Genomic DNA, 23,399 nt, shown 5'->3' with positions numbered 1-23,399 from the left:
AAAATGCTGACCCACTTGAAGCTCGAGAACTTTAAAATTTGGCGCAGCACCGGCCCCGTTCGGCTGGCGCCCATTACGCTGTTGCTCGGCACCAACTCTTCCGGCAAATCCAGCATGATCCAGAGCTTGCTGCTGATCCGGCAAACGGTCAAAGGCGACGACCCCAATCTGGATCTGAACCTCGGCAATCCCGATGCTGATGACTCGGTCACCATGGGTCAGTTCAAGGACTTGCTCTGCCGTCACAGCGCGGCGACCGAAAGCACATCTGCCACGCAGGTGGGGATTGAATTCCGCTGGGCGGACTCTCATGACACTGACGGCTCAACGCTGTTTTCGGCGCGCTACGGCAAGGGCCCAGCTGGCAGCGCCGAGCTAGCCTATCTCCGACTCGGAAAGGACGATGAGGGCTTCACGGTCGCACGTCGCAAGCCAGGCATCTACCGCCTGAGCTTGGGCACCCGAGCCAAGGCTCTGGGTCAGAGCGCAGACTATCGGCCGCAACGCTCTTTCGCCTTCTCGGCCTCCACATTGAATAAGTTGGGGGACATCGGCGAACTGATCAAACCGATTGGCCCGGCCTTGCTTGATGAGTTGGGGCGCATCATTTATCTGGGGCCCGTGCGCCGCCTGGCGCAGCGAGACTATGTGTGGGGTGGGCGCATGCCCGCTCACATTGGCGACGATGGAGCCAAGGCCGTAGATGCCTTGATTGCCAGCGGTGTCGTGTTTCAACAGGCCAAGAAGCGCAATCAAGCCCTGCCCCCCGAAGCGGGTCTGTTTGACCAGACGATCCACTGGCTCAAGGAGATGAATCTGGCCGACGGCCTCAGCATTCGCGCTCTGGGAGGCTCCGCGCGCTACGAACTGATGATCGAGAAAGACGGTCAGGCCAGCAACCTGAAGGACGTTGGCGTGGGGGTGTCCCAGGTCATCCCCGTCATCGTGGCGGCGCTATTTGCCAAGCCTGGGCACGTCGTGATTTTGGAGGAGCCCGAGAGCCATCTTCATCCGCTGGCACAACGCAAGCTGGCAGAGCTGTTTGCACAAATCAGCAATCAACGCAAAGTCCAGTTCATCGTCGAAACTCACTCCGAGCATCTCTTCCGACGCATGCAGACCTTGATTGCACGCGAAGAGGTTTCCATTACCGATGCTGCGATGTACTTCGTCGAACGGGAAGGCAAGAGCGCGCGGCTGTTGCCGTTGGAGGTCGATGACTTTGGGCGAGTAAGAAACTGGCCCAAAGAATTTTTCGGTGACGCCCTGGGTGAAACCCGCGAGCAAACTGCATTGGCCATCAAGCGCGCCAAAGACCTGAGGACCCAAGATGGCAATGTTCTTGGTTGATACCAATGTGATGCTCGCTGCCAGTGCGATCTCTGATCTGTCCAATGTCGCCGCCCGAGCCATGCCGCGTGAAATTGAGTTGCGCGAGTCGGTATACGAATGGCTGGTCGCCTTCGATCTCTCGGATGGCCGGATCGTATTGGATGATGTTGGCTTGGTGCGAGCGGAGTACGAGCGCAACATGCCCTACAACTGGCGTGAGCAGGAGTACGGCATGCAAGTGCTTCAAAACAAGATTGATCGAATGCAGGCGGATCACGTTCCGATCGAAACATTTGAGGGCAATGGCGAACACATAGCCGTTCTTGAACCTGCGCACGAGGCCATCGTCACCGACAGAGAGGACCGGAAATGGGTCGCGTGTGCGTTGGCAGCACTGATCCTGTTCGGTGAATCACCCCCCATCGTTTACGGAGCGGAGACAGACTGGTATATCGCGAGAGCACAGTTGGAGGTGCTCGGAATTTGCTTTCAGCCATTGCTGCCGACCGATTGGTACCGGGTCAAAGTGGATCAGCAATGACGACCGACTTCTTCCGTTTTCCACACACACCACACTTGGCTTGGCTCGGTCAGGACGCACCACGCGACGATAAGGTGCTTTCACCTTACGAAGCCCAGGCACTGCTGGCAGGCGACGTGGTAATGGAGGAAAAGCTTGATGGCGCCAATCTCGGCTTCTCGCTTGCGCCCGATGGCAGTCTGCGAGCGCAGAACCGTGGGCAGTATTTGGCCGAGCCCCATGCCGGGCAGTTTGCCCGGCTGCCCGCATGGCTTGTCCAGCATAGCGACGCGCTGCGCGGCGTTCTGACGCCCGAAATCATCATGTTTGGCGAGTGGTGCGCCGCACGCCATTCGCTGGACTATGCCGCGTTGCCGGACTGGTTCCTGCTGTTTGATGTGTATGACCGTGGCGCAGGGCGTTTCTGGAGCAGTTCACGCCGAAATGCGCTGGCTGCCTCGGCAGGACTGGCCACGGTGCCCCTGGTGGCGCGTGGAAAGTACAACGTTATTGCGCTGAAGCAATCGGTGGCGACAACCACCAGCCGCTATCGCTGTGGGCCGCTGGAAGGCGTGGTCATTCGCCGTGAGTCTGAGCAATGGTGCGAGGCTAGAGCGAAGCTCGTTCGAGCTGACTTCGCGCAGGCCATCGAGACGCATTGGCGCAAGCGCGTAATTGAATGGAATCGGGTGGGTTCAAACAGCGGCACACAACGATGAACCCGCTGCAACGCACCCTGATCGAGAAAGCCGGCCACGACAACGGCTTTGAGCACGTGCTGGCGCAAGAGCCCGCCGCGGTTGCAATGGCTTCAGCGCGCCATCAAGCCTGCGCGGTGGTATCGGTGCCATCCAGCGGCGGTTTCAACATCCTTTTTCAACCGGCTTCCCCTGCATTGCTTCCGGAACTGCATCGGACGTTCGAAGGCGCCGCGGCATCCGTGGATTCGTTCAATGTTGCCACCGTGGCAGATCTGGCCTTGCTGTTGCGCCGCGCTACCAGCCTGTCGCAGGCACTGCCCAGCCAGGCGGCGCAGGATTACCAAGCCGAGGTCGCGGAAGCGCTGGAAAAGCTCCCCCCCGGTAGTCGTGGTACCGAGGTGGAGCGACTAGTGCGCCAGCGGGTAGGTCAGGACAGGTTCCGTACGGCCATGCTGGACTATTGGGGCGGCGCTTGCGCCCTCAAGAAGGTGAGCATTCCTGCGGTGCTGCGTGCCAGCCACGCCAAACCCTGGGCGGACTGCGCCAGCGATGAGGAGCGGCTCGATGTTTTCAATGGATTCCTGCTGTGCGCTCATCTCGACGCGCTGTTCGATCGATTCCTGATCAGTTTTGACGAGGCCGGCTGGATGCTCGTCTCGCCTTCGATCTCCACCAAAGATGGCGAGTTGCTCGGCCTGATCGAACCCCTGCAGTTGCGTTGGCTGGCCCCCGAGCACGCAAGCTACCTCCGATACCACCGTATGCGGTTCAACGGGACGTCGAACGCGAAAAACGGGAACGACAGATGAGGTTCTGGGCAGGGGTAACGGACAACACCTGGTTCAACTTCCTAGGCCAGTCGGCTCCAGATGAGGTTAACTTCTGGCAACCCCGAGGCGCTGCCACCTATGCAGCGCTGGAGCCAGGCACACCATTCCTATTCAAGCTCAAACGCCCCTACCACCACATCGCGGGCGGCGGCTACTTCGTGAAGTCAACATCGCTGCCACTGTCCATCGCCTGGGAGGCCTTCGGGCCCAAGAATGGCGCTGCTCAACGTGACGCTCTCGAGAAGATGATCCGTAGCCTGCTTGCCGACCCCACGGTGAGGGACCCCGAGATCGGCTGCACGGTACTCGCACAACCGTTCTTCTGGCCGCGCGACGCTTGGATCCCCGACCCAATCGACTTTGCCACCAACATCGTCCGCGGACGGTACTACGATACGGCCGAACCACCAGGAGCTCAACTCTGGTCCGATGTGCAGTCGAGACTTACGGCGCCGTTCAATGAGCCACCGCGGGTCAGCGAGCCTGAATTGACGGAGCGATATGGAGCACCGATTCCGGTACGCCCCAGGCTCGGGCAAGGCGCTTTCCGCGTGCTGGTCACCGATGCCTACCAGCGCCGTTGCGCGCTGACGGGTGAATCCACCTTGCCTGTGTTGGAGGCGGCGCACATTCAGCCTTATGCGGAAAGCGGTCCGCACGATCCCGCCAACGGACTGTTGTTGCGCTCCGACTTTCACAAGCTGTTCGACCTCGGTCTGGTAACTGTTACGACCGATCACCGCATTGAGGTCAGCCCCCGAATTCGCGAAGAATGGTTCAACGGTAAGGCTTACTACCGTCTGCACGGGCAGCCGCTGCCTCGACTGCCAGAACATCCGGACCACCGGCCCGGCGAGGCCTACCTGCGCTGGCACAACGAGAACCGGTTCGTAGGTTAGCGGTGGGAGCGTCACATGATGTTTTTGAGCGCTTGCCGTGAACATGGTCCCTGCCGGCAACTGCGCATTCGTCGAACTGATGGGTCGGACCGATGATCGGCGCGTACTACGACACGGTGTTCACCAGTGCTCAGGATCAGGGCCTGCTCATCGAAATAGCCGCAGACTATGCAGCCACTGCATTCCTAGGTGGCAAGCCTGCGGGCCAAGGCAAACGCAAATGCAGTGGCGCTGACCGCCACGCCGCCTTCTGGGCGTCCGGCTTCTTGCGCAAGCTGCCGGTACAAGCCTGGCAGCAAGAGTCGCTCGGCCTGGCCCTTGCACACTATCTCGGTCAGGACCGATTTGCCTGTCCGGACATCGTGGCTCATGTCGCCAAGCTCGCGCCCGACGTGCTTCAGCAAGCCGCCCGTCATGCCGGCCTAGTGCTGCGGCAGGATTCAGCACGCTGGCGCGAAATTGAAGCCCTGGCCGACAGCCAGCCTGAGACCTTCTCTGAATTCGTTCAGGTCTTCCGCATCTTCAAGCAGGCACATCGACTACGCGTGGATGAGATCGAGCGCCTGCGTCAGCCGCTGGCATCGTTGACGCCTCTGGATCTGTTGGCCTATGCCAGCCTCTACGCTTTCGAGCACCTGTTGCCGGATTTGCTGGCGGGCCGTGACATGCCCAAGGCACCGCATGCTCAGGAAGTCTGGGATGCCGTCGAAGACATTCTGGCCTGGAAGCTCGGCACCTGCGATGCCGCCGGCCTACGCTTGACCGACCCAGCTATCGCAGCTTCGATGCGGCAACACCTCACCCCTTTCCTGTTTCCATCAAGCGAAGCACCTGGTCCTCGACACGATTTGTACGCCGCCTTCGCTGCATTGCTCGACGCGCAGATCGAGTTGGACGCCTTCATAAGCCGATCGGCAGAAGCCTTCAGCTACGACGATGGCATCCGCTTCGTGCGACAGGGCGAGCGCCTGGAAATCATTGAAGTGGATGCGCAAGCACGGGCCGCATGGCGCAGCGATGGCGACAAGCTCAACCGCCTGCACCAGTACTGGCTATATCGCGGCATGGATGCACTGATGGTATCCCCCGAGTTGTTGGCCTTGGTGAGCCCGGCCCATCTGGAAGCCAACTTACAGGCTTTCGCCAAGGCCATGGGCACCTGGCTGCGCCTGCAGGAGGTCTATGGCGTCGCCGAACAGGTGCGCTCCGAAGCCGGCTCTTCCGTCGATGTCTTCCGCGCGCTGCTGGCCACCGAGTTGATGACGGCTTTCTACATCGAGGACTTTCTGCGGCCCTACCACCAGCACCTGCAGCAGCTTGGCCATCCCTGGGTGGCGCTGGGGCGCCTGGCGTTCGGTGGCCTGTTGCAGCCCACGATGCAGAACCGCTTTCCGATCACCTGGTCTGATCGTGCGGCCAAGATCGCCCGCATCACGCCATGGACAGTCACGCCGGAACACCCCAATGGTCAGGCACAGGCCGCAGAGGCCATCCTAGATTTCTGGACCAGCGACTGGAGCGCGGTGGCCGAGCGGTTGCGCGAGGGTGATGTCGCCTTGCGCCCCCGCTGGCAGGAACGCCCCGTGCTGATGATGGGACAGCACCTGTTCCAACTGCCCTGGATGATGGCCGTGCAGAACAACGCCACGGCAGCTGTCAACAATTTGCGCCGGCTGGGCGCCCGGCGGAACGAGGCACGGGAAGAGACCCGACGCATCGAATACCGGCTGGGCGCGCTGTTCGAGCAGCGAGGCTTTCGGGCGCTCGTCGGCCATGAACTGCCCGTCGGTGCAAGCGACGACGCGGACGCGGGTGAGATCGATCTGCTGTGCGCGCTGGAAGGGCACTTGCTCGTTCTCGAACTGAAATCAACCTACCAGCGCCGCTCAGTGAAGGACGCCTGGGTGCACCGCACCTCGAACCTGCGCAAAGCAGGATGGCAGTTGCACAGAAAAGTGCCCGCGGTTCGCCATGCACTCCGGCGCGATGCAGCGCTGCGGCACGCGCTGGCGTTGCCGCCGGAAGCAGAGCCGCAAATCACCGCCTGGATCATCGACACATCCATTGAGTGGGATCACCAAGCGTTTCGGGGCTTTCTCAAGGTTTCGCTGGAAGAGATCCAAATCGCGCTGCGCGATGACCGACGTTGGCTGAACGACCCCGAAGGATTGTTCCGAGCGGCATGCGTTGGTGATGCGACGACGCGCCTCGACGCAGACTCGGAGCCAATCGACACGCTTTATCCGGGCGGATTTTCGGCAAAGCAGTTCATTGAGGTTGTCGAGACGGCCGCGGTGTGGACAGGCACGGCATGAACCGAGGAACTGCCGCGCACGGTCTTGCCAGGTGCGCCTGTGCGAAGCAGGACCACAAGTAGCTCGCTGTCGGAAAGCGTGGTCGGACCGACAGCCAAGCCAATAGTCTGTACCGAGAGCAAAACTCCGAGGCGAAATCTCGATCGACACTTGGTGATTCGCCCTTCGACGTCAGTGCGAAGGCTGCTCCGGAAGTGGCGTGCACCGCGCGGCCAGCCGGATCATGAGCGCCGTGATGGCGCCAAGTTCCGCGAGCAACCAGCCAAGCGCCTCGATCGCGTCGGAGCTGATTGCCTTGTCCTCGCACTCCGGCGCAGCATAGGCCATCATGGAACCTACCGCCGACATGCCCAAGTTCATGGCGGCGGCCGAAGCTTGCGCGTGCAGAACAAGCCCCTTCAGAACTGCGCCATCGGTAGCTCGCGGGTCGGGATCCCCATTGGCATCCAGCTTCAAGTGGGGAAGTAGCTCGAAGAGCTCTTGCATGTGCCGTAGCGACTCCGGCAAGAGATGTCGCGTTCCGCGACCGGCTGGCAGCACGTCGGGCTCCTCTCGACGCCTGCGAGCCTTGCGTTGTCGGCGTGTTCCCGTTCCTTCTGCTGGCGGGGTTGGTGTCTCGGTGGTGTTTTCCTGGGGCATACCCAGACAGTACAGCCTGCTATGCGCAATTCCTACCGCGCTCAACCCGCCCCGCCGCCGCAATCTAACTTTACTACTACCTTGTCGTCCAACGCCGTCCAAGCCAGTCCAGCTCAAAAAGGGGGTAGGAAAGGGAGTAAAAAAGCGCCATGCAGCTGTAAACCGCATGGCGCTTATGTTTGTGGCGGAGTGGACGGGACTCGAACCCGCGACCCCCGGCGTGACAGGCCGGTATTCTAACCAACTGAACTACCACTCCTGGTAGACAACGTTCACTCCTTGCGGAGCCAAGTGCTGACGACTTGTGCCTGCTTCACTTGCGCGAAACTGGCGACCCTACGGGGATTCGAACCCCGGTAGCCACCGTGAAAGGGTGGTGTCCTAGGCCTCTAGACGATAGGGTCAAAACCTTAGGAACCGTGCTGCGATCAGCACTTATCTTCTCGACACTTTGATGGTGGAGGTAAACGGGATCGAACCGATGACCTCTTGCATGCCATGCAAGCGCTCTCCCAGCTGAGCTATACCCCCGTGTGGGTGTCGAGCCTCAAATTATAGCCTGAAAAATCAGGCCCTTTTCAAACGCTCGATGACTTTTTCGCGAGAAAAAATTGCGAGCACTGAATCGAGGGATGGTGTCTGCGCAGTTCCCATCACGAGGACGCGAACCGGCATCGCCAACACAGGCATTTTTACAGAATGTGCGGCCAAAACTTCCTTGATGCCTGCAGCAATCGAAGTTTTTTCCCAGTTCACGCTCGCGAGCTTTTCGGCCAGCGTGGCGATAACGGGCTTCACCGTGTCGGTGATGTGCTGCGCGCGATCGGCTTCGCTCACGGTCACGTCGGCATAGAACGCCGCAGCCCAGTCGGCCAATGCAACCGTGGTCTCGCAACGGTCCTTGAAGAGTGCGCAGATCGCGGGCAGGCGTTCGTCGGCGATGAGGCCGCGCTTTTGCAGCTGCGCGGCCACGAGCGGTGCGAGTTCATCGTCGGCCTTGGCCTTGATGTATTGCGCATTCACCCACGAAAGCTTGGCGGCGTCCCACTGTGCAGGGCTCTTCGAGAGGTGCGACCCGTCGAACCAGCTCACCATCTGTTCGCGCGTGAAGAGCTCGTCGTCGCCGTGGCTCCAGCCGAGGCGCGCAAGATAGTTGAGCATGGCTTCGGGCAGGTAGCCGTTCTCTTCATAGGCGGTGACGCTCACGGCGCCGCGGCGCTTGGAGAGCTTCTGCCCGTCGTCGCCCAGGATCACCGGCACATGGCCGAACGCAGGCAACGGCGCGCCAAGCGCGCGGAAGATGTTGATCTGCCACGGCGTGTTGTTGATGTGCTCGTCGCCGCGGAACACGTGCGTGATGGCCATGTCCCAGTCGTCGACCACCACCGCGAAGTTGTAGGTGGGCACACCGTCAGGCCGCAGGATGATGAGGTCATCGATCTCGCGGTTGTTGATGGTGATCTCGCCCTTGACGAGGTCGTTCCACGTCACGTCGCCTTCGGGCGGATTGCAGAAGCGCACCACGGGCGGCACGCCTTCGGGCACGGGCGGCAGCACCTTGCCGGGCTCGGGGCGCCAGCGGCGGTCGTACAGCGTTTTTTCGCCGCGCGCGCGTTGCGCTTCGCGCATTTCATCGAGCTCGGCCGGCGTGCAGTAGCAATGGTAGGCCGTGCCGGCCGCAAGCATTTGCGCGATGACTTCGCGGTAGCGCTCCAGGCGCTGCATCTGGTAGATCGGGCCTTCGTCGTAGTCGAGGCCGAGCCAGTGCATCGATGCAAGGATCTGGTCGGTCGAATCCTGCGTGGAGCGGGCCACGTCGGTGTCTTCGATGCGCAGCACAAACTCTCCGCCATGGTGGCGTGCGTAAGCCCACGAATAGAGCGCGGTGCGGGCCGTGCCCAGGTGAAGAAAGCCGGTGGGAGACGGAGCGATGCGGGTGCGAACTTTGCCGGTCATTGGATCGATCAGGATTTCAGGGTGCCAAGGCCGCGAAGCAAGTCGGCCTTGATGTCGTCGATGTACTCGAGGCCGACCGCGACGCGAATGAGCCCCTGGCTGATGCCGGCGGCCTGGCGCTGCACTTCGGTCAAGCGGCCGTGCGACGTGGTGCCGGGGTGCGTGATGATGGTCTTGGTGTCACCCAGGTTGGTGGCAATGCTCACCACGCGCGTGCTGTTGATCACGTGGAAGGCATTGGCGCGCGCTGATTCGGGATCGTTGCCGACCACGTCGAACGACACCACCGCCCCGCCCTGCCCCGACTGTTGGCGCATGGCCAGGTCGTGCTGCGCGTGCGAGGCAAGGCCTGGGTAGTAAACGCGTGCAATGCCGGGCTGCGTTTCGAGCCACTGGGCCACGGCGAGCGCATTGGCGCACTGCGCCTGCATGCGGATGCCGAGCGTTTCCAAGCCCTTGAGCACGACCCATGCATTGAACGGCGACAGCGCCATGCCGGCCGTGCGCACCACCGGGCCGAACACGTCGACGATGAGCTTCGACGGACCGCAGATCGCGCCGGCCATCACGCGGCCTTGGCCGTCGAGGTACTTGGTGCCGGAATGAATGATGAGGTCGGCGCCGAGTTCGGCCGGGCGCTGCAGCGCGGGCGTGCAAAAGCAGTTGTCGACCGCGAGCAGCGCGCCGGCGCCGTGCGCCAGGTCGGCCAGCGCGCGGATGTCGCACACTTCGGTGAGCGGATTGGTGGGCGTCTCGGCGAACAGGAGTTTGGTGTTGGGCTTCACGGCCGCACGCCATTCGGCCACGTCGGTCTGCGAGACAAAAGTGGTCTCTACACCGAACTTCGCGAACTCTTTCCCGAACAGGTTGAGCGTGGAGCCGAACACCGAGCGCGAGCAGATCACATGGTCGCCGGCCTTCAGCAAGCCCATGCACATCATGAGGATCGCGCCCATGCCGGTGGAGGCGCCGATGGCGGCCTCCGTACCTTCCATCGCCGCAAGCCGCTGCTCGAAGCTGGTGACCGTGGGATTGGAAGTGCGCGAGTAGGTAAAGCCCGCTTCGGTGCCGGCAAAGCGGCGCGCCGATGTTTCGGCGTCGGGCTGCACGAATCCGCTGGTCAGGAACAGCGCTTCGGAGTGCTCGCCGTGCTGGCTGGGCGCCAGGCCGGTGCGCAGCGCGAGCGTGTCGCGATGCAGTCCGGGCGGGAGGGTTCGTTCGTCGGCAGTCAATTCAGCTCTCACTCGCTGTGATTGGGAAGCGCAAGGCGCGAAGAATCTTCTTCGGTCTCTTCGATGCGCGGGCGGTTGCCGTTCATGCGCGAGATCGCTTCGGTGTCGATGTCGCCGGTCACGTACACGCCGTCAAAGCAGGAGGCGTCGAAGCCGTCGAGCTTGGGGTTGAGCGAACCGATGGCGCGCTTCATGGCATCGACGTCTTGATAGATCAGCGCGTCGCAGCCGATCAGCTCGCGGATCTGCTCGATGGTGCGGTCGTGCGCCACCAGCTCGTCCTTGGTGGGCATGTCGATGCCGTAGACGTTGGGGTAGCGTACCGGCGGCGCTGCGCTGGCAAGGTAGACCTTGCGCGCGCCGGCATCGCGTGCCATCTGAACGATTTCGCGGCTGGTGGTGCCACGCACGATCGAGTCGTCGACCAAGAGCACGTTGCGGCCCTTGAACTCGCTCGCAATCACGTTGAGCTTCTGGCGCACCGACTTCTTGCGCACGCCCTGCCCCGGCATGATGAAGGTGCGGCCCACGTAGCGGTTCTTCACGAAGCCTTCGCGGTACGGCACACCCAGCAGGTGCGCAAGCTGCGTGGCGCTCGGGCGGCTCGATTCGGGAATCGGGATGATCACGTCGATCTGGTTTGGCGGCACGGTGGACACCACGCGCTTGGCCAGCGTCTCGCCCAGGTTCAGGCGCGCCTGGTACACCGAGATGCCGTCGAGCACCGAGTCCGGACGCGCCAAGTACACGAATTCGAAGATGCAGGGGTTCAGCGTGGGCGCCTCGGCGCACTGCATGGAGTGCACGTTGCCCTGCAGGTCGATGAACACGGCTTCGCCCGGCGCGATGTTGCGCTCGAACACATGGCCCGACCCTTCGAGCGCGACCGACTCGCTGGCCACCATCACCGTGCCATCGGCGCTGCGGCCCATGGACAGCGGACGGATGCCGTACGGATCGCGGAAGGCCAGCAGGCCGTGGCCGGCAATCAGCGACACCACGGCATACGAGCCGCGCAGGCGCTTGTGCATGTTCTTGACCGCGGCAAACACCTCGGCCGGGTTCAGCGGCACGCCGCGCGATGCGCCCTCGAGCTCGTGCGCGAGCACGTTGAGCAGCACTTCGGAGTCGCTCTCGGTGTTGGTGTGGCGATGGTCGGTGGAGAACAGCTCCGAGCGCAGCGCATGTGCGTTGGTCAGGTTGCCGTTGTGCACCAGCACGATGCCGAAGGGCGCGTTGACGTAGAAGGGCTGCGCCTCTTCTTCGCTGTAGGCGTTGCCCGCCGTCGGGTAGCGCACCTGGCCCAGGCCCACGCTGCCCGGCAGCCCGCGCATGTTGCGCGTGCGGAACACGTCGCGCACCATGCCCTTGGCCTTGTGCATGAAGAACTTGCGTTCGAGCAGGGTGACGATGCCGGCCGCGTCCTGGCCGCGATGCTGCAGCAGCAGCAAGGCGTCATAAAGCAGCTGATTGACGGGTGCGTTACTGACAACGCCGACGATTCCACACATGAACGATTCCTCTCAGGGCAGGTAGCTTGCCAACTTTTCAGGCAGCGCGGGTTTCAGGCCCTGCAATGCCGCATCGAGAACAATGGCGCTGCGCGATTCGTGCCACCAGGCACTGTCGCTCAACGCCAGCAAATGAACAATGACCGCCAGCACGAGCAGGGCAACCGCACCCCGCGCCGCTCCAAAGGCCCCACCCAATAGCCGGTCCACCGGCCTGAGGCCGACAGCCGCAATCAACTTTCGCGTCAGCGCCGCCACCAGGCCTACGCCGAATGCCACCGCCACGAACACCAGCACAAAGGCCAGCGGGTAGCGCCAGGTAGCCTGCGGGTCGCCGAATGGCAGCCATGCCGCCACGCTCGACGCCAGCCACTGGGCGGCAATGAATGCAGCCACCCAACCCGCCAGCGAAATCACCTCGAACACCAGGCCCCGCCAGAGGCCGAACAGCATCGACACGACGATGAGCGCGACGGCGATCCAATCGAGCAGGGCCACGGCAACGGGCGATGGCTACTACAACGTGAGGATGGCGGCCGACAAAGACAAGCCCTTGACCTTCTCCGCGGCCTTGTCCGCCTCGGCGCGCGAGCTGAACGGCCCGACACGCACACGCGTGCGCTGCTCGCCATCGGACGTCTTGGCCACGTTCACATAGGTCTTGAGGCCGGCCTTCTCGAGCTTTTGCCGCACTTCGCGCGCCTTGTCGGCATCGGCAAAGGCACCGACCTGCACGACGAAGCGGCCGCCGTCTTCGGCGGCGGGCTTGGTGGTGCTGGTGTTGGAAGGCTTGCCTTCGAGCAAGGCGCGCGCGCGGTTGCCGTCCTCGGCCGCAGCCGGCTTGGGCGCCGCGGGCTTCGGTTCGGGTTTGGCTTCCGGCTTGGCTTCGGGCTTTGGCTTCGGCTCGGGCTTGGGTTCGGGTTTGTGTTCCGGCTTCGGCTCGGGCTTGCGTTCCGGCTTGGCTTCAGCGGTGGGTCGGGTTTCGGCCGGAGGCGTGCTGGCGGCCGGCTTGCCGGATGGGATCTCAGTGCCGTCGGCGGTTTCGGTAATCATGCCGCCGCTCGATGCCGAAGGGGGCGCCGCCGCCACGCGGGCGCCGCTGTCGGCCGCGCCTGTGGTGGGAGCGGCGGGCGCGGGCGTTGCAGGCACCGGCAATGGCTTGACCTTGTTGCGGTCGGGAATCTCGATGGGAATGTCGACCGAGACCGGGCGCGGCTGGGTGTCGAACAACAACGGAAATCCGATCACGCCAAGCAGCACCAGAACGGCCGCGCCCACCAGTCGGTGCCGCGCGCGGCGGCGCATGGTTTCGACACTTTCCGCGGGGACGGCGGCCGGTGCGCTGCGTCCTTCGTTGCCTTGCGGGCCGCGCGTGCGGAACTTGAAAAACGCCATGAAGTTCGATCCCTGAAGGAGTGCAGCGAGGTGGTGCCAGATGGTGCGGACGGCCCGGCGATCAGCCGCCGGGCAGCAGGTGTTTGGCTTGCAGCCGCGGAGTGCCGTGCTCCAGCACGCCACCCACGGTGAAGAACGATCCGAAGACCACGATTCTATCAGCGGGGTCCGCGTGCTCGATGGCTGCGCGGAGCGCTTCCATCGGTCCCTTATGCGTGCTGCCGGAGGCATCGGCGCGCGTGTTTTGCGCCTGCCAACTCGCGAGCAGATCGCTCGCCTTGGCGGCGCGCGGCGTCGGCAGATCGGTGAAGTACCAGCGGTCGATCATCGGGCCGATGCGCGCGAGGATCGGGGCCAGATCCTTGTCGGCCATGACACCGAACACGCCGTGCGTGGTGGGGTAGAAGCCCATCGCGTCGAGGTTCTCGGCCAGTGCCGCGACCGCATGGGCGTTGTGCGCCACATCGAGTACCAGCGCGGGTTCGCCCGGAATGATCTGGAAGCGACCGGGCAGCTCGACCATGGCGAGCCCCGTGCGCACGGCCTGCGCGGTGATCGGCAATTGCGGCCGCAGCGCTTCGAGCGCCGCAAGCACGCCCGCGGCATTGAGCAGCTGGTTGGCGCCGCGCAGCGCCGGATAGGCCAGCCCGCTGTAGCGCCGGCCGCGGCCCGACCAGCCCCACTGCTGCTTGTCGCCAGAGACGTTGAAATCGTGCCCGAAGCGCCAGAGGTCGGCGCCGATGGCCGCTGCGTGGTCGATCACGCTTTGCGGCGGCATCGGGTCACTCACGATGGCGGGCTTGCCCGGGCGCAGGATGCCGGCCTTTTCGAAGCCGATGCTTTCGCGGTCGGGCCCGAGGTAATCCATGTGGTCGAGGTCGATGCTGGTGATGACCGCGCAATCGGTGTCGATGATGTTGACTGCGTCGAGCCGGCCGCCCAGGCCGACCTCGAGAATGGCCACGTCCGGCTTCTCCTCGATCATGCAGCGCAGGATGCCGAGGGTCGTGAACTCGAAGTACGTCAGCGGCATGTCGCCCCGCGCCACTTCCACCGCCTCGAAGTTTGCTATCAATTTAGAAGCGTCGACCGCTTCGCCCGAGAGCCGCAGCCGTTCCTCGAAGCGCACCAGATGCGGCGACGTGAAGACCGCCGTGCGATAGCCGGCATGCCGGAGGATCGATTCGAGCATGGCGCAGGTCGAGCCCTTGCCATTGGTGCCGGCCACGGTGATGACCGGGCAGTCGAAGCGCAGGCCCATGCGGGCCGCCATCTCTTTGGCGCGGTCGAGCCCGAGCTCGATGTTCTTCGGATGGAGTTGCTCGGCGCGTGCGAGCCAGTCGTTAAGGGTTTCCATGGAGGCCGGCATTGTCGCCGACCCGGAATGCGCCCGGCGCCCCGCGTTTTATCGGCATCATTGGCGACCATGACAACCCTCTACGGAATTCCCAATTGCGACACCGTCAAGCGCGCCCGCGCCTGGCTCGACGAACACGGCGTTGCCTACACCTTCCATGACTTCAAGAAGCAGGGCGTGCCCGAGGCCGAGCTCGACCACTGGCTGAAAGAGCCGGGCTGGGAGGCTTTGGTCAACCGACGCGGCACCACCTGGCGCAAGTTGGGCGAAGCCGAACGCAACGCGGTGGTCGATGCCGCTTCCGCCCGCGCCGCATTGCTGGCCAACCCTAGCCTCATCAAGCGGCCGGTGGTCAACTGGGGCGCCAAAACCGGCGTTACGACAGGGTTCGACGCCGAAGCCTGGGCTGCTGTGAACGCCGTGTAAACCCCGGAACCCGTCTCGCCGGCCGGCCTCCAACCCCGATCTGCAGGAGAGAACACCATGAACCGACAAGTTTTTCGCGCCCTCACGGGCCTTTCCGTGGCCGGCCTGTTGACGGCGGGCGCCGTCAGCGTAGTCCAGGCCCAGGAGGCATGGGCGAGGGTGATTTCCGCCACCCCCGTCTACGAGACCACCGGCAGCAGCCCAAGCTACAACGTGACCTACGAGTACAACGGGCGCCAGTACACCACGCGCATGAACAGCCGGCCGGGCGCCACCATCCCGATCCAGGCCAGCGCCTATGGCGTGACGACGGCACCGGTCGCGCCCCAGTCCCAGTTGCAGCCTTATCCGGCCGAAGCCGACAGCGGGCAGCAGCAGTACCAATACCAGCAGCCCCCGCAATACGCGCAACCAGGCGGATCGGCATGGGACAGCGTGGTGCCCGAGCCCGGCGTGGTGGTCTCCAATGCGCCGCCGCCGCCCGTTTACGCGCAGCCGGCACCGGTGTATCCGGCCCCCGTCTACGTGCAGCCGAGCTATGTCTACCCGCAGCCTTACGTCTATCCGCCGGTCGGCATTTCGCTGAACCTGGGCTACTCCAGGGGCTGGGGCGGCTATCGCGGATACGGCTACCGCCACTGGCGCTGAACCGCGCAATGCGGTAGTCGGGCTGGCAATGTCGGCCAAGCCCTAAAATCGAGGACTTTTCCAACCCCCAAGGGGTGCGCCGCCGCGGTGGCGCGTCCTCGACAAGCCGACCGCGCACGCGCCGGCGCCATCCAATGACGACGACTACCGACACTCTCAACAGCGCCGCAGTGGCGACCAAGGCCAACGTGTATTTCGACGGCAAGTGCGTGAGCCACAGCCTCACGCTCGCCGACGGCACGAAAAAATCAGTCGGCGTGATTCTTCCGTCCACCCTGACCTTCAAGACCGGCGCGCCCGAAATCATGGAAGGCACGGCCGGTAGCTGCGAATACCTGCTCGAAGGCAGCGCCGAATGGGTCGCCGCGGGCCCTGGCCAGAAGTTCAGCGTGCCGGGCAATTCGAGCTTCCAGATCCGGGTAACCGGCGAGCCCTACAGCTATATCTGCCACTTCGGCTGAACCGCGAACTGGACACGCACATGTCGACCATTCTCCAAAACGTTCCCGCCGGCCAGAAGGTCGGCATTGCCTTTTCGGGCGGCCTGGACACCAGCGCCGCGCTGCACTGGATGAAGCTGAAGGGCGCGATTCCCTACGCCTACACCGCCAACCTCGGCCAGCCCGACGAGCCCGACTACGACGAGATTCCCCGCAAGGCGATGCTATACGGCGCGCAGAACGCGCGCCTGATCGACTGCCGCGCGCAGCTCGCCAACGAAGGCATTGCCGCTCTGCAGGCCGGCGCCTTCCACGTCACCACCGCCGGCGTCACCTACTTCAACACCACGCCGCTCGGCCGCGCGGTGACGGGCACCATGCTGGTGTCGGCCATGAAGGAAGACGACGTCCACATCTGGGGCGACGGCAGCACCTACAAGGGCAACGACATCGAGCGCTTCTACCGCTACGGCCTGCTCACCAACCCTGCCCTCAAGATCTACAAGCCCTGGCTCGACCAGCTGTTCATCGACGAGCTCGGCGGCCGCGCCGAGATGTCGGCGTTCATGACCAAGGCCGGCTTCGGCTACAAGATGTCGGCCGAGAAGGCCTACAGCACCGACTCCAACATGCTCGGCGCCACGCACGAGGCCAAGGACCTGGAGAACCTCGACAGCGGCATGCAGATCGTGCAGCCGATCATGGGCGTCGCGTTCTGGAAAGACGAAGTCGAGGTCAAGCGCGAAACGGTCAGCGTGCGCTTCGAGGAAGGCCGCCCCGTCGCTTTGAACGGCGTGGAGTACGCAAACCTTGTCGACCTGATCCTGGAAGCCAACCGCATTGGCGGGCGCCACGGCCTGGGCATGAGCGACCAGATCGAGAACCGCATCATCGAGGCCAAGAGCCGCGGCATCTACGAGGCACCCGGCCTTGCGCTGCTGTTCATTGCCTACGAGCGCCTGGTGACCGGCATCCACAACGAAGACACGATCGAGCAGTACCGCGACAACGGCCGCAAGCTCGGCCGCCTGCTCTACCAGGGCCGCTGGTTCGACCCGCAAGCCATCATGCTGCGCGAGACGGCCCAGCGCTGGGTGGCGCGCGCCATCACCGGCGAAGTGACCGTCGAGCTGCGTCGCGGTAACGACTACTCGATTCTCAACACCGTCTCGCCCAACCTCACCTACCAGCCCGAACGGCTGAGCATGGAAAAGGTTGCCGGGGCGTTCACGCCGCTGGACCGCATCGGCCAGCTCACGATGCGCAACCTCGACATCGTCGACACGCGCGAGAAGCTGGCGATCTACACCCGTACCGGGTTGCTGTCCCCGGGCCAGGGCACCTCGGTGCCGCGGCTCTCGAACGACGACGAGAGCAAGTAAGCCGACGCGCTTCTTGCAATGACAACGGGCCCCTCGGGGCCCGTTTTGCATGGTGCGCGGTGCGTGCTTGCCGGTCAGTCGCCACCGCCCCCGCCGCAACCACCACCGCAGCCGCCCCCGTCACCGCCGGAAGAATCCCCTCCTCCGCCGCCGTCACTGCTGCCGCTCGATTCGCTGCCGCCAAAGCCGTTGGCATCGCCCGAGCTGCCGCCATCCGATGAGGACGACGAGTCGCCAAAGCTGGTGCCGCAATGGGCGTCGGAGCCGTTGTGCCGGTCGACGGCCTTGCAGTCGGGCACGTAGTCGAAGCCGCCTGGAATGCCGAACTTCACGTCGAGCGCGAACAAGAGCGGCAGGCGAGCCGGCTTGCGCGGGTCGATGCTTTCTTCCTTGCAGGCCCAATACCAGCTGCGGCGCAGGCCATCGTTGCGCTTCGGGTCCTTGCCCAGCACCTCCGCCGGGCTGTGGTGCAGCATGCCGCCGAAGGCCGCCTTGCACCAGTTCTGGTAGCCCTGCGTGTGCAGGATGAACTCGTGCCACGCGGTGTCGACCACCTTGGACGGCATGGCGACGAACTTGCGGCCGCTGCGCAGATGGGCCATGAAAAACTGGCGCAGGCCGCGCAGCACCAGTTCGGCGTCGCGAACGCTGAGCCCGGGGTGTGCGGCGCGCAGCTTGCCGATGAGGAACGGCGGCATGCGCGCCTCGCGGATGAACTGGCGGCGCAGGCTGGATTCCATGAAGCCCAGCGTGGCGGCAAAAAGCCATCCACCCAGGACCAACGGCACCAGCACAAACCGGCCGCCACTTCGGAAGGTGAGGAACACCGCGACCAAGGCGCCCAGCACAATGGCTCGGCGGGCCCAGATCAGGGCGGCAATGCGCCGCCGGTAATTCAGGTGCAGGAAGTCGAGGTCCATCAGACGACCACCGGCTCCGGTTCCAACCGGATGCCGAAGCGCTCGTACACGCTCGTCTGGATGGCCTTGGCCAGCGTCATCACCTCGCCGCCCGTCACCGGGTTTTCGAGGCCGCCGCGGTTCACCAGCACCAGCGCCTGTTTCTCGTAGACGCCGGCATTGCCGACCGATTTGCCCTTCCAGCCGCAGGCGTCGATGAGCCAGCCGGCCGCAAGCTTGATGCTGCCATCGGCCATCGGGTAATGCACGATCTTCGGGTCGCGCGCAATGATGTCGGCGCACTGCTCGGGCGTGACGGTCGGGTTCTTGAAGAAGCTGCCGGCATTGCCGAGCACGCGCCAGTCAGGCAGCTTGGCGCGGCGGATGGCGCAGACCCAGTCGAACACGTCGGTGGGGCTGGGCGTGAAGTTGCCGTTTTCCTCCATCTTGCGTTCCAGGTCGAGGTAGCCCACCACCGCCTTCCAGGGCTTGGCCAGGCGAAAGCGCACGCGGCTGATGAGCGCCCGGCCCGAAAGCCCGAAATCGTTCGGCCCGCTGCGCACGTGCTTGAACACCGAGTCGCGGTAGCCGAAGGCGCATTGCGCAGCGTCCAGGGTGAAGCTAAGCCCGGTGTCCAGGTCGATGGCGTCGAGCGAATCGAAACGGTCTTGCAGCTCGACCCCGTAGGCGCCGATGTTCTGCACCGGCGCGCCGCCCACCGTGCCCGGAATGAGCGCCAGGTTCTCGAGCCCCGGATAGCCGTTGGCGAGCATCCACTGAATGGCGTCGTGCCAGACCTCGCCCGCGCCAGCCTCCACGATCCAGGCGCGCGGGGTCTCTTCGACCAGCCGCAGCCCCTTGATCTCGACCTTCAGCACCAATGGCTTCACGTCGCCCGTGAGCACGATGTTGCTGCCCCCGCCCAATACGAAACGGGGTGCGTCGCGCCAGCGCGGATCGGCCCGCAGCTCGGCCACGTCCCCTTCGCTGGCGATGCGCACCAGGTTCTGCGCGCGCGCGACGATGCCGAAGCTGTTGTACGGCTGCAGCGGGACGTTGTTCTCCACGATCATGGGAGAATTGTCGCATCCAGCACCCGCGATTCCAGGAGGAGCCCAATGCCGTCTTTCGATACCGTTTGCGAACCCAATCTGCCCGAAGTGAAGAACGCGGTCGAAAACACCGCCAAGGAAATCGCAACGCGTTTCGATTTCAAGGGCACGGCCGCCGCCGTCGAGCTCAAGGACAAGGAAATCACCATGATCGGTGACGCCGAGTTCCAGCTTGTGCAGGTGGAAGACATTCTTCGCGCCAAGCTCACCAAACGCAGTGTCGACGTGCGCTTTCTCGACAAGGGCGACGTGCAGAAAATCGGCGGCGACAAGGTCAAGCAGGTCATCAAGGTCAAGAGCGGCATCGAAACCGAGCAGGCCAAGAAGATCACCCGCATCATCAAGGACAGCAAGCTCAAGGTGCAGGCCGCCATCCAGGGCGATGCGGTGCGCATCACCGGCGCCAAGCGCGACGACCTGCAGGCCGCCATGGCACTCATCAAGAAAGACGTGCCCGACATGCCGCTGTCGTTCAACAACTTCCGCGACTGATCTGCAAATGAAATCCCTGGTCGTCGCAGCGCAGCTCCTGGCTGCCGCTGCAGGGGCGCATGCGGCAAGCTCCGTCATGCTGACAGGCACCATCGGCAGCCGCGCGATCCTGATCGTCGACGGCGCTCCGCCCAAGACCGTGGCCGTCGGCGAGACCTTCCAGGGCGTCAAGCTCGTGTCGCTGCAGGCCGAGCAGGCGGTGGTCGAGCTCGAAGGCAAGCGCCTCAACCTGCGCATGGACACGCCCGTGAGCATTGGCGGCGGAGGGGGAACGGGCGGCGGCAGCCGCATCGTGCTGCCGGCCGACAGCCGCGGCCACTTCATGACGCAAGGCGCCATCAACGGCCGCCCCGTCACCTTCATGCTCGACACGGGCGCCACCTCGATCGCGTTGTCGGCCGCCGATGCGCAGCGCATCGGGCTGGACTACAGCAAGGGCCAGCGCGTCCAGATGAACACCGCCAACGGCGTGTCCCAGGGCTACAAGCTGCGGCTGCAATCGGTGCGCGTGGGCGACGTCGAGGTGTACGACATCGACGCCATCGTCTCACCGCAGCCCATGCCCTTCGTGCTGCTGGGCAACAGCTTCATCAACCGCTTCTCAATGCGGCGCGACGCGGACCAGATGGTCCTCGAAAAACGGTACTGAACAGCGAGCGTCAGGCCTGCGCGGCCGTGACCACGATCTCGATCTTGTAGGCCGCATTGGCCATCTTGGCCTCCACCGTCGCGCGCGGCGGCGTGTTGCCGGCGGGAATCCAAGCATCCCACACTTCGTTCATGGCCGTGATGTCGGTGATGTCGGCCAAAAATATCTGCGTCATGAGGATGCGCGACTTGTCGCTGCCGGCCTCGGCCAGCAGGCGGTCGACCATGTCCAGCACCTGCGTGGTCTGGCCTCGGATGTCCTGCGTGGTGTCGTCGGGCACCTGGCCCGCGAGGTAGACGGTGCCGTTATGCACGGCCGTTTCAGAGAGGCGCGGGCCGACGTGGAAGCGGGTGATGGATGCCATGATGTTCAAGCCTTTTTCTTCGAGCCGAGTTTCGACTCCGTGCCGGCCGCGAGCCGGCGGATGTTTTCGCGGTGCCGCCAGATCAGCAGCAGGCTCATGATGATGATCGCAATCAGCACCGTGCGGTCGAGCGGCCACGCAATGTTGCCGCCCAGAAGGTAATACGCCGGCGCAAAGAAGGCCGCCACCAGCGACGACAGCGACGAATAGCGGAAGAACACCGCGATGATCAGCCAGGTGGCGCCGGTGGCCAGCCCCAGCCAGGGCGCAATGCCCACCAGCACGCCCGCCGCCGTGGCCACGCCCTTGCCGCCCTGGAAGCTGAAGAACACCGGGTACAGATGGCCCAAAAAGGCCGCCAGGCCCGCCAGCGCGGCGACGCCCTCACCCAGCCCGAACTGCGCGCCAAAGTGGCGGATCAGGAACACCGGCAGCCAGCCCTTGAGCGCATCGAGCAGCAAGGTGGCCAATGCCGCGCCCTTGTTGCCGGAGCGCAGCACGTTGGTCGCGCCCGGGTTGCCGCTGCCGTAGCTGCGCGGGTCGGCCATGCCGAGCGACTTGCTCACGATGACCGCGAAGGACAGCGAGCCGATCAGGTAGGAGGCCACGATGGCCAGGAGGGAAGGCAAATGAAAGCTCAAGGCGGCGCTCCACGAAGGATGGATGTTCTTATTCGCTGATTCGGACAGAAGGGGTGCCGCCGTTCTCAGGCCGGCGGGCCGGCTATTCTGCCAGCGCGCACTGCACCGGCTTGGCCGCCAGCAAGGTGACGCACACCTGCGGGTCGATACCCACCAGGTAGCCGCGTCGCCCGCCGTTGATGGCGATCCTGGGCAGTTCGAGGATGGTCGACTCGATGTAGACCGGCATCTGGCGCCGCGTGCCGAAGGGCGAGGTGCCGCCCACCATGTAGCCGCTGTGGCGCTGCGCCACTTCGGGCTTGCACGGCTCGACCGACTTGGCACCGATCTGCCGCGCCAGGTTCTTGGTCGACACCGTGCGGTTGCCATGCATCAGCACGATCAGCGGCTTGACATCCTGGTCCTGCATCACCAGCGTTTTCACGACAGTGAAGGGATCGAAGCCCAGCACCTCGGCACTGTGCTGCGCGCCGCCGTGTTCCAGGTACTCATACGGATGCTCGGTGAACGCGACCTTGTTCGCGCGCAGCAGCTGCGTAGCTGGGGTTTCCGAAACGTGAGCCTTCTTGCTCAAGGGTGCACCTTTGGCGCGGCGCTCACGCCGCCGGATCCCGGATCTCCCACCGGATCTTGTCGATCTCGGCCAGCACCTCGGGCGAGAGCGTGGTGCCGTAGGCGTCGATGTCTTCGTCGAGCTGCGCCAGCGTGGTCACGCCGATGATCGTGCTGGCCACCTGCCACTTGGTGTAGCAGAAGCCCAGCGCGAGCTGCACCGGCGTCAGGCCGTTGTCGCGCGCGAGCTGGTTGTACAGGCGCGCGGCCTTCAGCGCGTCGGGGCGGCCCCAGCGTTGCTTGCGCACCGACTCGTAGCTCGAAATGCGCGCGCCCTTGGGTGCGTCGGGCCCCTCGATGCCGCTCTGGTCGTACTTGCCGGTCAAGAGGCCGAAGGCCAGCGGCGAATACGCCAGCAGCGACACGCCCAGCCGGTGCATCGTCTCGTCGAGCCCATTCTCCAGGCCGCGGCTCGCCAAGTTGTAGACGTTCTGCACCGCGGCCACGCGCGGCAGGTCGTGCTGCTCGGCCAGCCGCACGAATTCGTGCACGCCGTAGGGCGTCTCGTTCGAGAGGCCGATGGCGCGCACCTTGCCGGCCTTCACCAGCTTGCCGAGCGCTTCGAGCTGGTCGTGGATGGGCGTCTTCGAGCTTTCCTTGGCGGGGTCGTAATAGATGTTGCCGAAGGCCGGCACGTGGCGCTCGGGCCAGTGGATCTGGTAGAGGTCGATGACGTCGGTCTTCAGGCGCTTGAGGCTCGCATTGCACGAGGCCTCGATGTCTTCGGGCGTCATGCCGCTGCCTGCGCGCACCCAGGGCATGCCGCGCGACGGGCCGGCCACCTTGGTGGCCAGCGTGATCTTCTGGCGCGCACCGGGGTTGGCCGCAAACCAGTGGCCGATGATGGTTTCGGTGACGCTGAAGGTTTCTTGCCGCGTGGGCACCGAGTACATCTCGGCCGTGTCGATGAAATCGACGCCGCGCTCGAGCGAACGGCTCAAAATGGCATGGGAAGTGGGTTCGTCCACCTGTTCGCCGAAGGTCATGGTGCCCAGGCAGATCGGGGTGACGTGCAGGTCGCTCTGGCCGAGTTGGATTTTTTTCATG

Annotated in this window: 25 protein-coding genes and 3 tRNA genes; 12 read left to right on the top strand and 16 right to left on the bottom strand. The window is 64.1% G+C overall.

The genetic code is table 11. The features are described from left to right. Positions 1-3: 3 nt before the first annotated feature. The 6 genes from J2X92_RS24035 (at position 4) to J2X92_RS24010 (ending at position 6,597) form a co-directional block, all read left to right on the top strand. Positions 4-1,350: an AAA family ATPase gene (locus J2X92_RS24035; protein WP_307579443.1), complete on the top strand. Its 1,347-nt coding sequence runs from the start codon at positions 4-6 to the stop codon at positions 1,348-1,350. Further along, positions 1,331-1,873, top strand: coding sequence for a hypothetical protein (locus J2X92_RS24030; RefSeq protein WP_307579442.1), 543 nt, complete (start codon positions 1,331-1,333; stop codon positions 1,871-1,873). The genes J2X92_RS24035 and J2X92_RS24030 overlap by 20 nt, the downstream gene beginning before the upstream one ends. Next, complete coding sequence (locus J2X92_RS24025; RefSeq protein ID WP_307579440.1) at positions 1,870-2,571, top strand: RNA ligase family protein; 702 nt, start codon at positions 1,870-1,872, stop codon at positions 2,569-2,571. Before J2X92_RS24030 ends, J2X92_RS24025 begins: the two co-directional genes overlap by 4 nt. Further along, positions 2,568-3,362, top strand: coding sequence for an HNH endonuclease (locus tag J2X92_RS24020; RefSeq protein WP_307579438.1), 795 nt, complete (start codon positions 2,568-2,570; stop codon positions 3,360-3,362). The genes J2X92_RS24025 and J2X92_RS24020 overlap by 4 nt, the downstream gene beginning before the upstream one ends. Next, positions 3,359-4,282: an HNH endonuclease gene (locus J2X92_RS24015; RefSeq protein WP_307579437.1), complete on the top strand. Its 924-nt coding sequence runs from the start codon at positions 3,359-3,361 to the stop codon at positions 4,280-4,282. Before J2X92_RS24020 ends, J2X92_RS24015 begins: the two co-directional genes overlap by 4 nt. Positions 4,283-4,374: 92 nt before the next feature. Then, positions 4,375-6,597: a hypothetical protein gene (locus J2X92_RS24010; RefSeq protein ID WP_307579436.1), complete on the top strand. Its 2,223-nt coding sequence runs from the start codon at positions 4,375-4,377 to the stop codon at positions 6,595-6,597. A gap of 171 nt (positions 6,598-6,768) precedes the next feature. Here J2X92_RS24010 and J2X92_RS24005 read toward each other — a convergent pair whose 3' ends face one another. From J2X92_RS24005 to folC, 10 genes are all read right to left on the bottom strand, one after another. Continuing rightward, a complete protein-coding gene (locus tag J2X92_RS24005) occupies positions 6,769-7,083 on the bottom strand; it encodes a hypothetical protein (protein WP_307579434.1) in 315 nt (104 codons plus the stop codon). A gap of 335 nt (positions 7,084-7,418) precedes the next feature. After that, a tRNA-Asp gene (locus J2X92_RS24000) sits at positions 7,419-7,495 on the bottom strand. Between the two features lie 69 nt (positions 7,496-7,564). Then, positions 7,565-7,640 (bottom strand) — tRNA-Glu (locus J2X92_RS23995). Positions 7,641-7,691: 51 nt separating this feature from the next. Continuing rightward, positions 7,692-7,767, bottom strand: a tRNA-Ala gene (locus J2X92_RS23990). A 36-nt stretch (positions 7,768-7,803) separates the two neighbouring features. After that, positions 7,804-9,192 (bottom strand): glutamate--tRNA ligase, encoded by a 1,389-nt coding sequence (gene gltX / locus J2X92_RS23985; RefSeq protein ID WP_307579432.1) that lies wholly within the window; start codon positions 9,190-9,192, stop codon positions 7,804-7,806. 8 nt (positions 9,193-9,200) lie between these two features. Then, on the bottom strand, positions 9,201-10,424 hold the full coding sequence (locus J2X92_RS23980) for an O-succinylhomoserine sulfhydrylase (protein ID WP_307579430.1): 1,224 nt from the start codon (positions 10,422-10,424) through the stop codon (positions 9,201-9,203). An 8-nt stretch (positions 10,425-10,432) separates the two neighbouring features. Then, entirely contained in the window at positions 10,433-11,935 is a 1,503-nt protein-coding gene (gene purF / locus J2X92_RS23975) for an amidophosphoribosyltransferase (protein WP_055803300.1), read from the bottom strand. A 12-nt stretch (positions 11,936-11,947) separates the two neighbouring features. Next, positions 11,948-12,433, bottom strand: a complete 486-nt coding sequence (locus J2X92_RS23970) for a CvpA family protein (RefSeq protein WP_307579428.1) — start codon at positions 12,431-12,433, stop codon at positions 11,948-11,950. A gap of 18 nt (positions 12,434-12,451) precedes the next feature. Continuing rightward, a complete protein-coding gene (locus tag J2X92_RS23965; protein WP_307579426.1) occupies positions 12,452-13,330 on the bottom strand; it encodes an SPOR domain-containing protein in 879 nt (292 codons plus the stop codon). A 61-nt stretch (positions 13,331-13,391) separates the two neighbouring features. Beyond that, positions 13,392-14,699, bottom strand: a complete 1,308-nt coding sequence (gene folC / locus J2X92_RS23960; protein WP_307579424.1) for a bifunctional tetrahydrofolate synthase/dihydrofolate synthase — start codon at positions 14,697-14,699, stop codon at positions 13,392-13,394. Positions 14,700-14,756: 57 nt separating this feature from the next. Here folC and J2X92_RS23955 point away from each other — a divergent pair, with 57 nt between their 5' ends. The 4 genes from J2X92_RS23955 (at position 14,757) to argG (ending at position 17,583) form a co-directional block, all read left to right on the top strand. Continuing rightward, a complete protein-coding gene (locus J2X92_RS23955) occupies positions 14,757-15,113 on the top strand; it encodes an ArsC family reductase (RefSeq protein WP_307579421.1) in 357 nt (118 codons plus the stop codon). Positions 15,114-15,170: 57 nt separating this feature from the next. Continuing rightward, complete coding sequence (locus J2X92_RS23950; RefSeq protein WP_307579419.1) at positions 15,171-15,761, top strand: hypothetical protein; 591 nt, start codon at positions 15,171-15,173, stop codon at positions 15,759-15,761. 134 nt (positions 15,762-15,895) lie between these two features. Then, the gene (gene ppnP, locus J2X92_RS23945; protein WP_307579417.1) at positions 15,896-16,222 is read left to right on the top strand and encodes a pyrimidine/purine nucleoside phosphorylase; all 327 of its coding nucleotides are present in this window, start codon (positions 15,896-15,898) and stop codon (positions 16,220-16,222) included. Between the two features lie 20 nt (positions 16,223-16,242). Continuing rightward, entirely contained in the window at positions 16,243-17,583 is a 1,341-nt protein-coding gene (gene argG, locus J2X92_RS23940; protein ID WP_055803273.1) for an argininosuccinate synthase, read from the top strand. A gap of 74 nt (positions 17,584-17,657) precedes the next feature. Here the strand turns inward: argG and J2X92_RS23935 are convergent, their stop codons facing one another. Together J2X92_RS23935 and murB are read right to left on the bottom strand one after the other, a co-directional pair. Then, positions 17,658-18,503: a glycine-rich domain-containing protein gene (locus tag J2X92_RS23935; protein WP_307579415.1), complete on the bottom strand. Its 846-nt coding sequence runs from the start codon at positions 18,501-18,503 to the stop codon at positions 17,658-17,660. Further along, positions 18,503-19,555, bottom strand: a complete 1,053-nt coding sequence (murB, locus tag J2X92_RS23930) for a UDP-N-acetylmuramate dehydrogenase (RefSeq protein WP_307579413.1) — start codon at positions 19,553-19,555, stop codon at positions 18,503-18,505. Before murB ends, J2X92_RS23935 begins: the two co-directional genes overlap by 1 nt. Before the next feature lie 45 nt (positions 19,556-19,600). Between murB and J2X92_RS23925 the strand changes: the two genes are divergently transcribed. Together J2X92_RS23925 and J2X92_RS23920 are read left to right on the top strand one after the other, a co-directional pair. Beyond that, a complete protein-coding gene (locus J2X92_RS23925; RefSeq protein ID WP_028259207.1) occupies positions 19,601-20,086 on the top strand; it encodes a YajQ family cyclic di-GMP-binding protein in 486 nt (161 codons plus the stop codon). A 7-nt stretch (positions 20,087-20,093) separates the two neighbouring features. Then, positions 20,094-20,735 carry a retropepsin-like aspartic protease family protein gene (locus J2X92_RS23920; protein WP_307579411.1) on the top strand — a complete coding sequence of 214 codons (642 nt, stop codon included), beginning with the start codon at positions 20,094-20,096 and terminating at the stop codon, positions 20,733-20,735. Between the two features lie 10 nt (positions 20,736-20,745). Here the strand turns inward: J2X92_RS23920 and J2X92_RS23915 are convergent, their stop codons facing one another. From J2X92_RS23915 to J2X92_RS23900, 4 genes are all read right to left on the bottom strand, one after another. Then, positions 20,746-21,099: a RidA family protein gene (locus tag J2X92_RS23915; protein WP_307579409.1), complete on the bottom strand. Its 354-nt coding sequence runs from the start codon at positions 21,097-21,099 to the stop codon at positions 20,746-20,748. A 5-nt stretch (positions 21,100-21,104) separates the two neighbouring features. Next, positions 21,105-21,740, bottom strand: a complete 636-nt coding sequence (plsY, locus tag J2X92_RS23910) for a glycerol-3-phosphate 1-O-acyltransferase PlsY (RefSeq protein ID WP_307579407.1) — start codon at positions 21,738-21,740, stop codon at positions 21,105-21,107. An 82-nt stretch (positions 21,741-21,822) separates the two neighbouring features. Next, positions 21,823-22,314 (bottom strand): aminoacyl-tRNA deacylase, encoded by a 492-nt coding sequence (locus J2X92_RS23905; RefSeq protein WP_307579406.1) that lies wholly within the window; start codon positions 22,312-22,314, stop codon positions 21,823-21,825. 22 nt (positions 22,315-22,336) lie between these two features. After that, on the bottom strand, positions 22,337-23,398 hold the full coding sequence (locus tag J2X92_RS23900) for an aldo/keto reductase (protein WP_307579404.1): 1,062 nt from the start codon (positions 23,396-23,398) through the stop codon (positions 22,337-22,339). Position 23,399: the final 1 nt, after the last annotated feature.

The organism is Variovorax paradoxus, from assembly GCF_030811855.1.
GTDB classification, from domain to species: domain Bacteria; phylum Pseudomonadota; class Gammaproteobacteria; order Burkholderiales; family Burkholderiaceae_C; genus Variovorax; species Variovorax paradoxus_L.
This window is presented reverse-complemented; position numbering and strand designations above follow the sequence as displayed.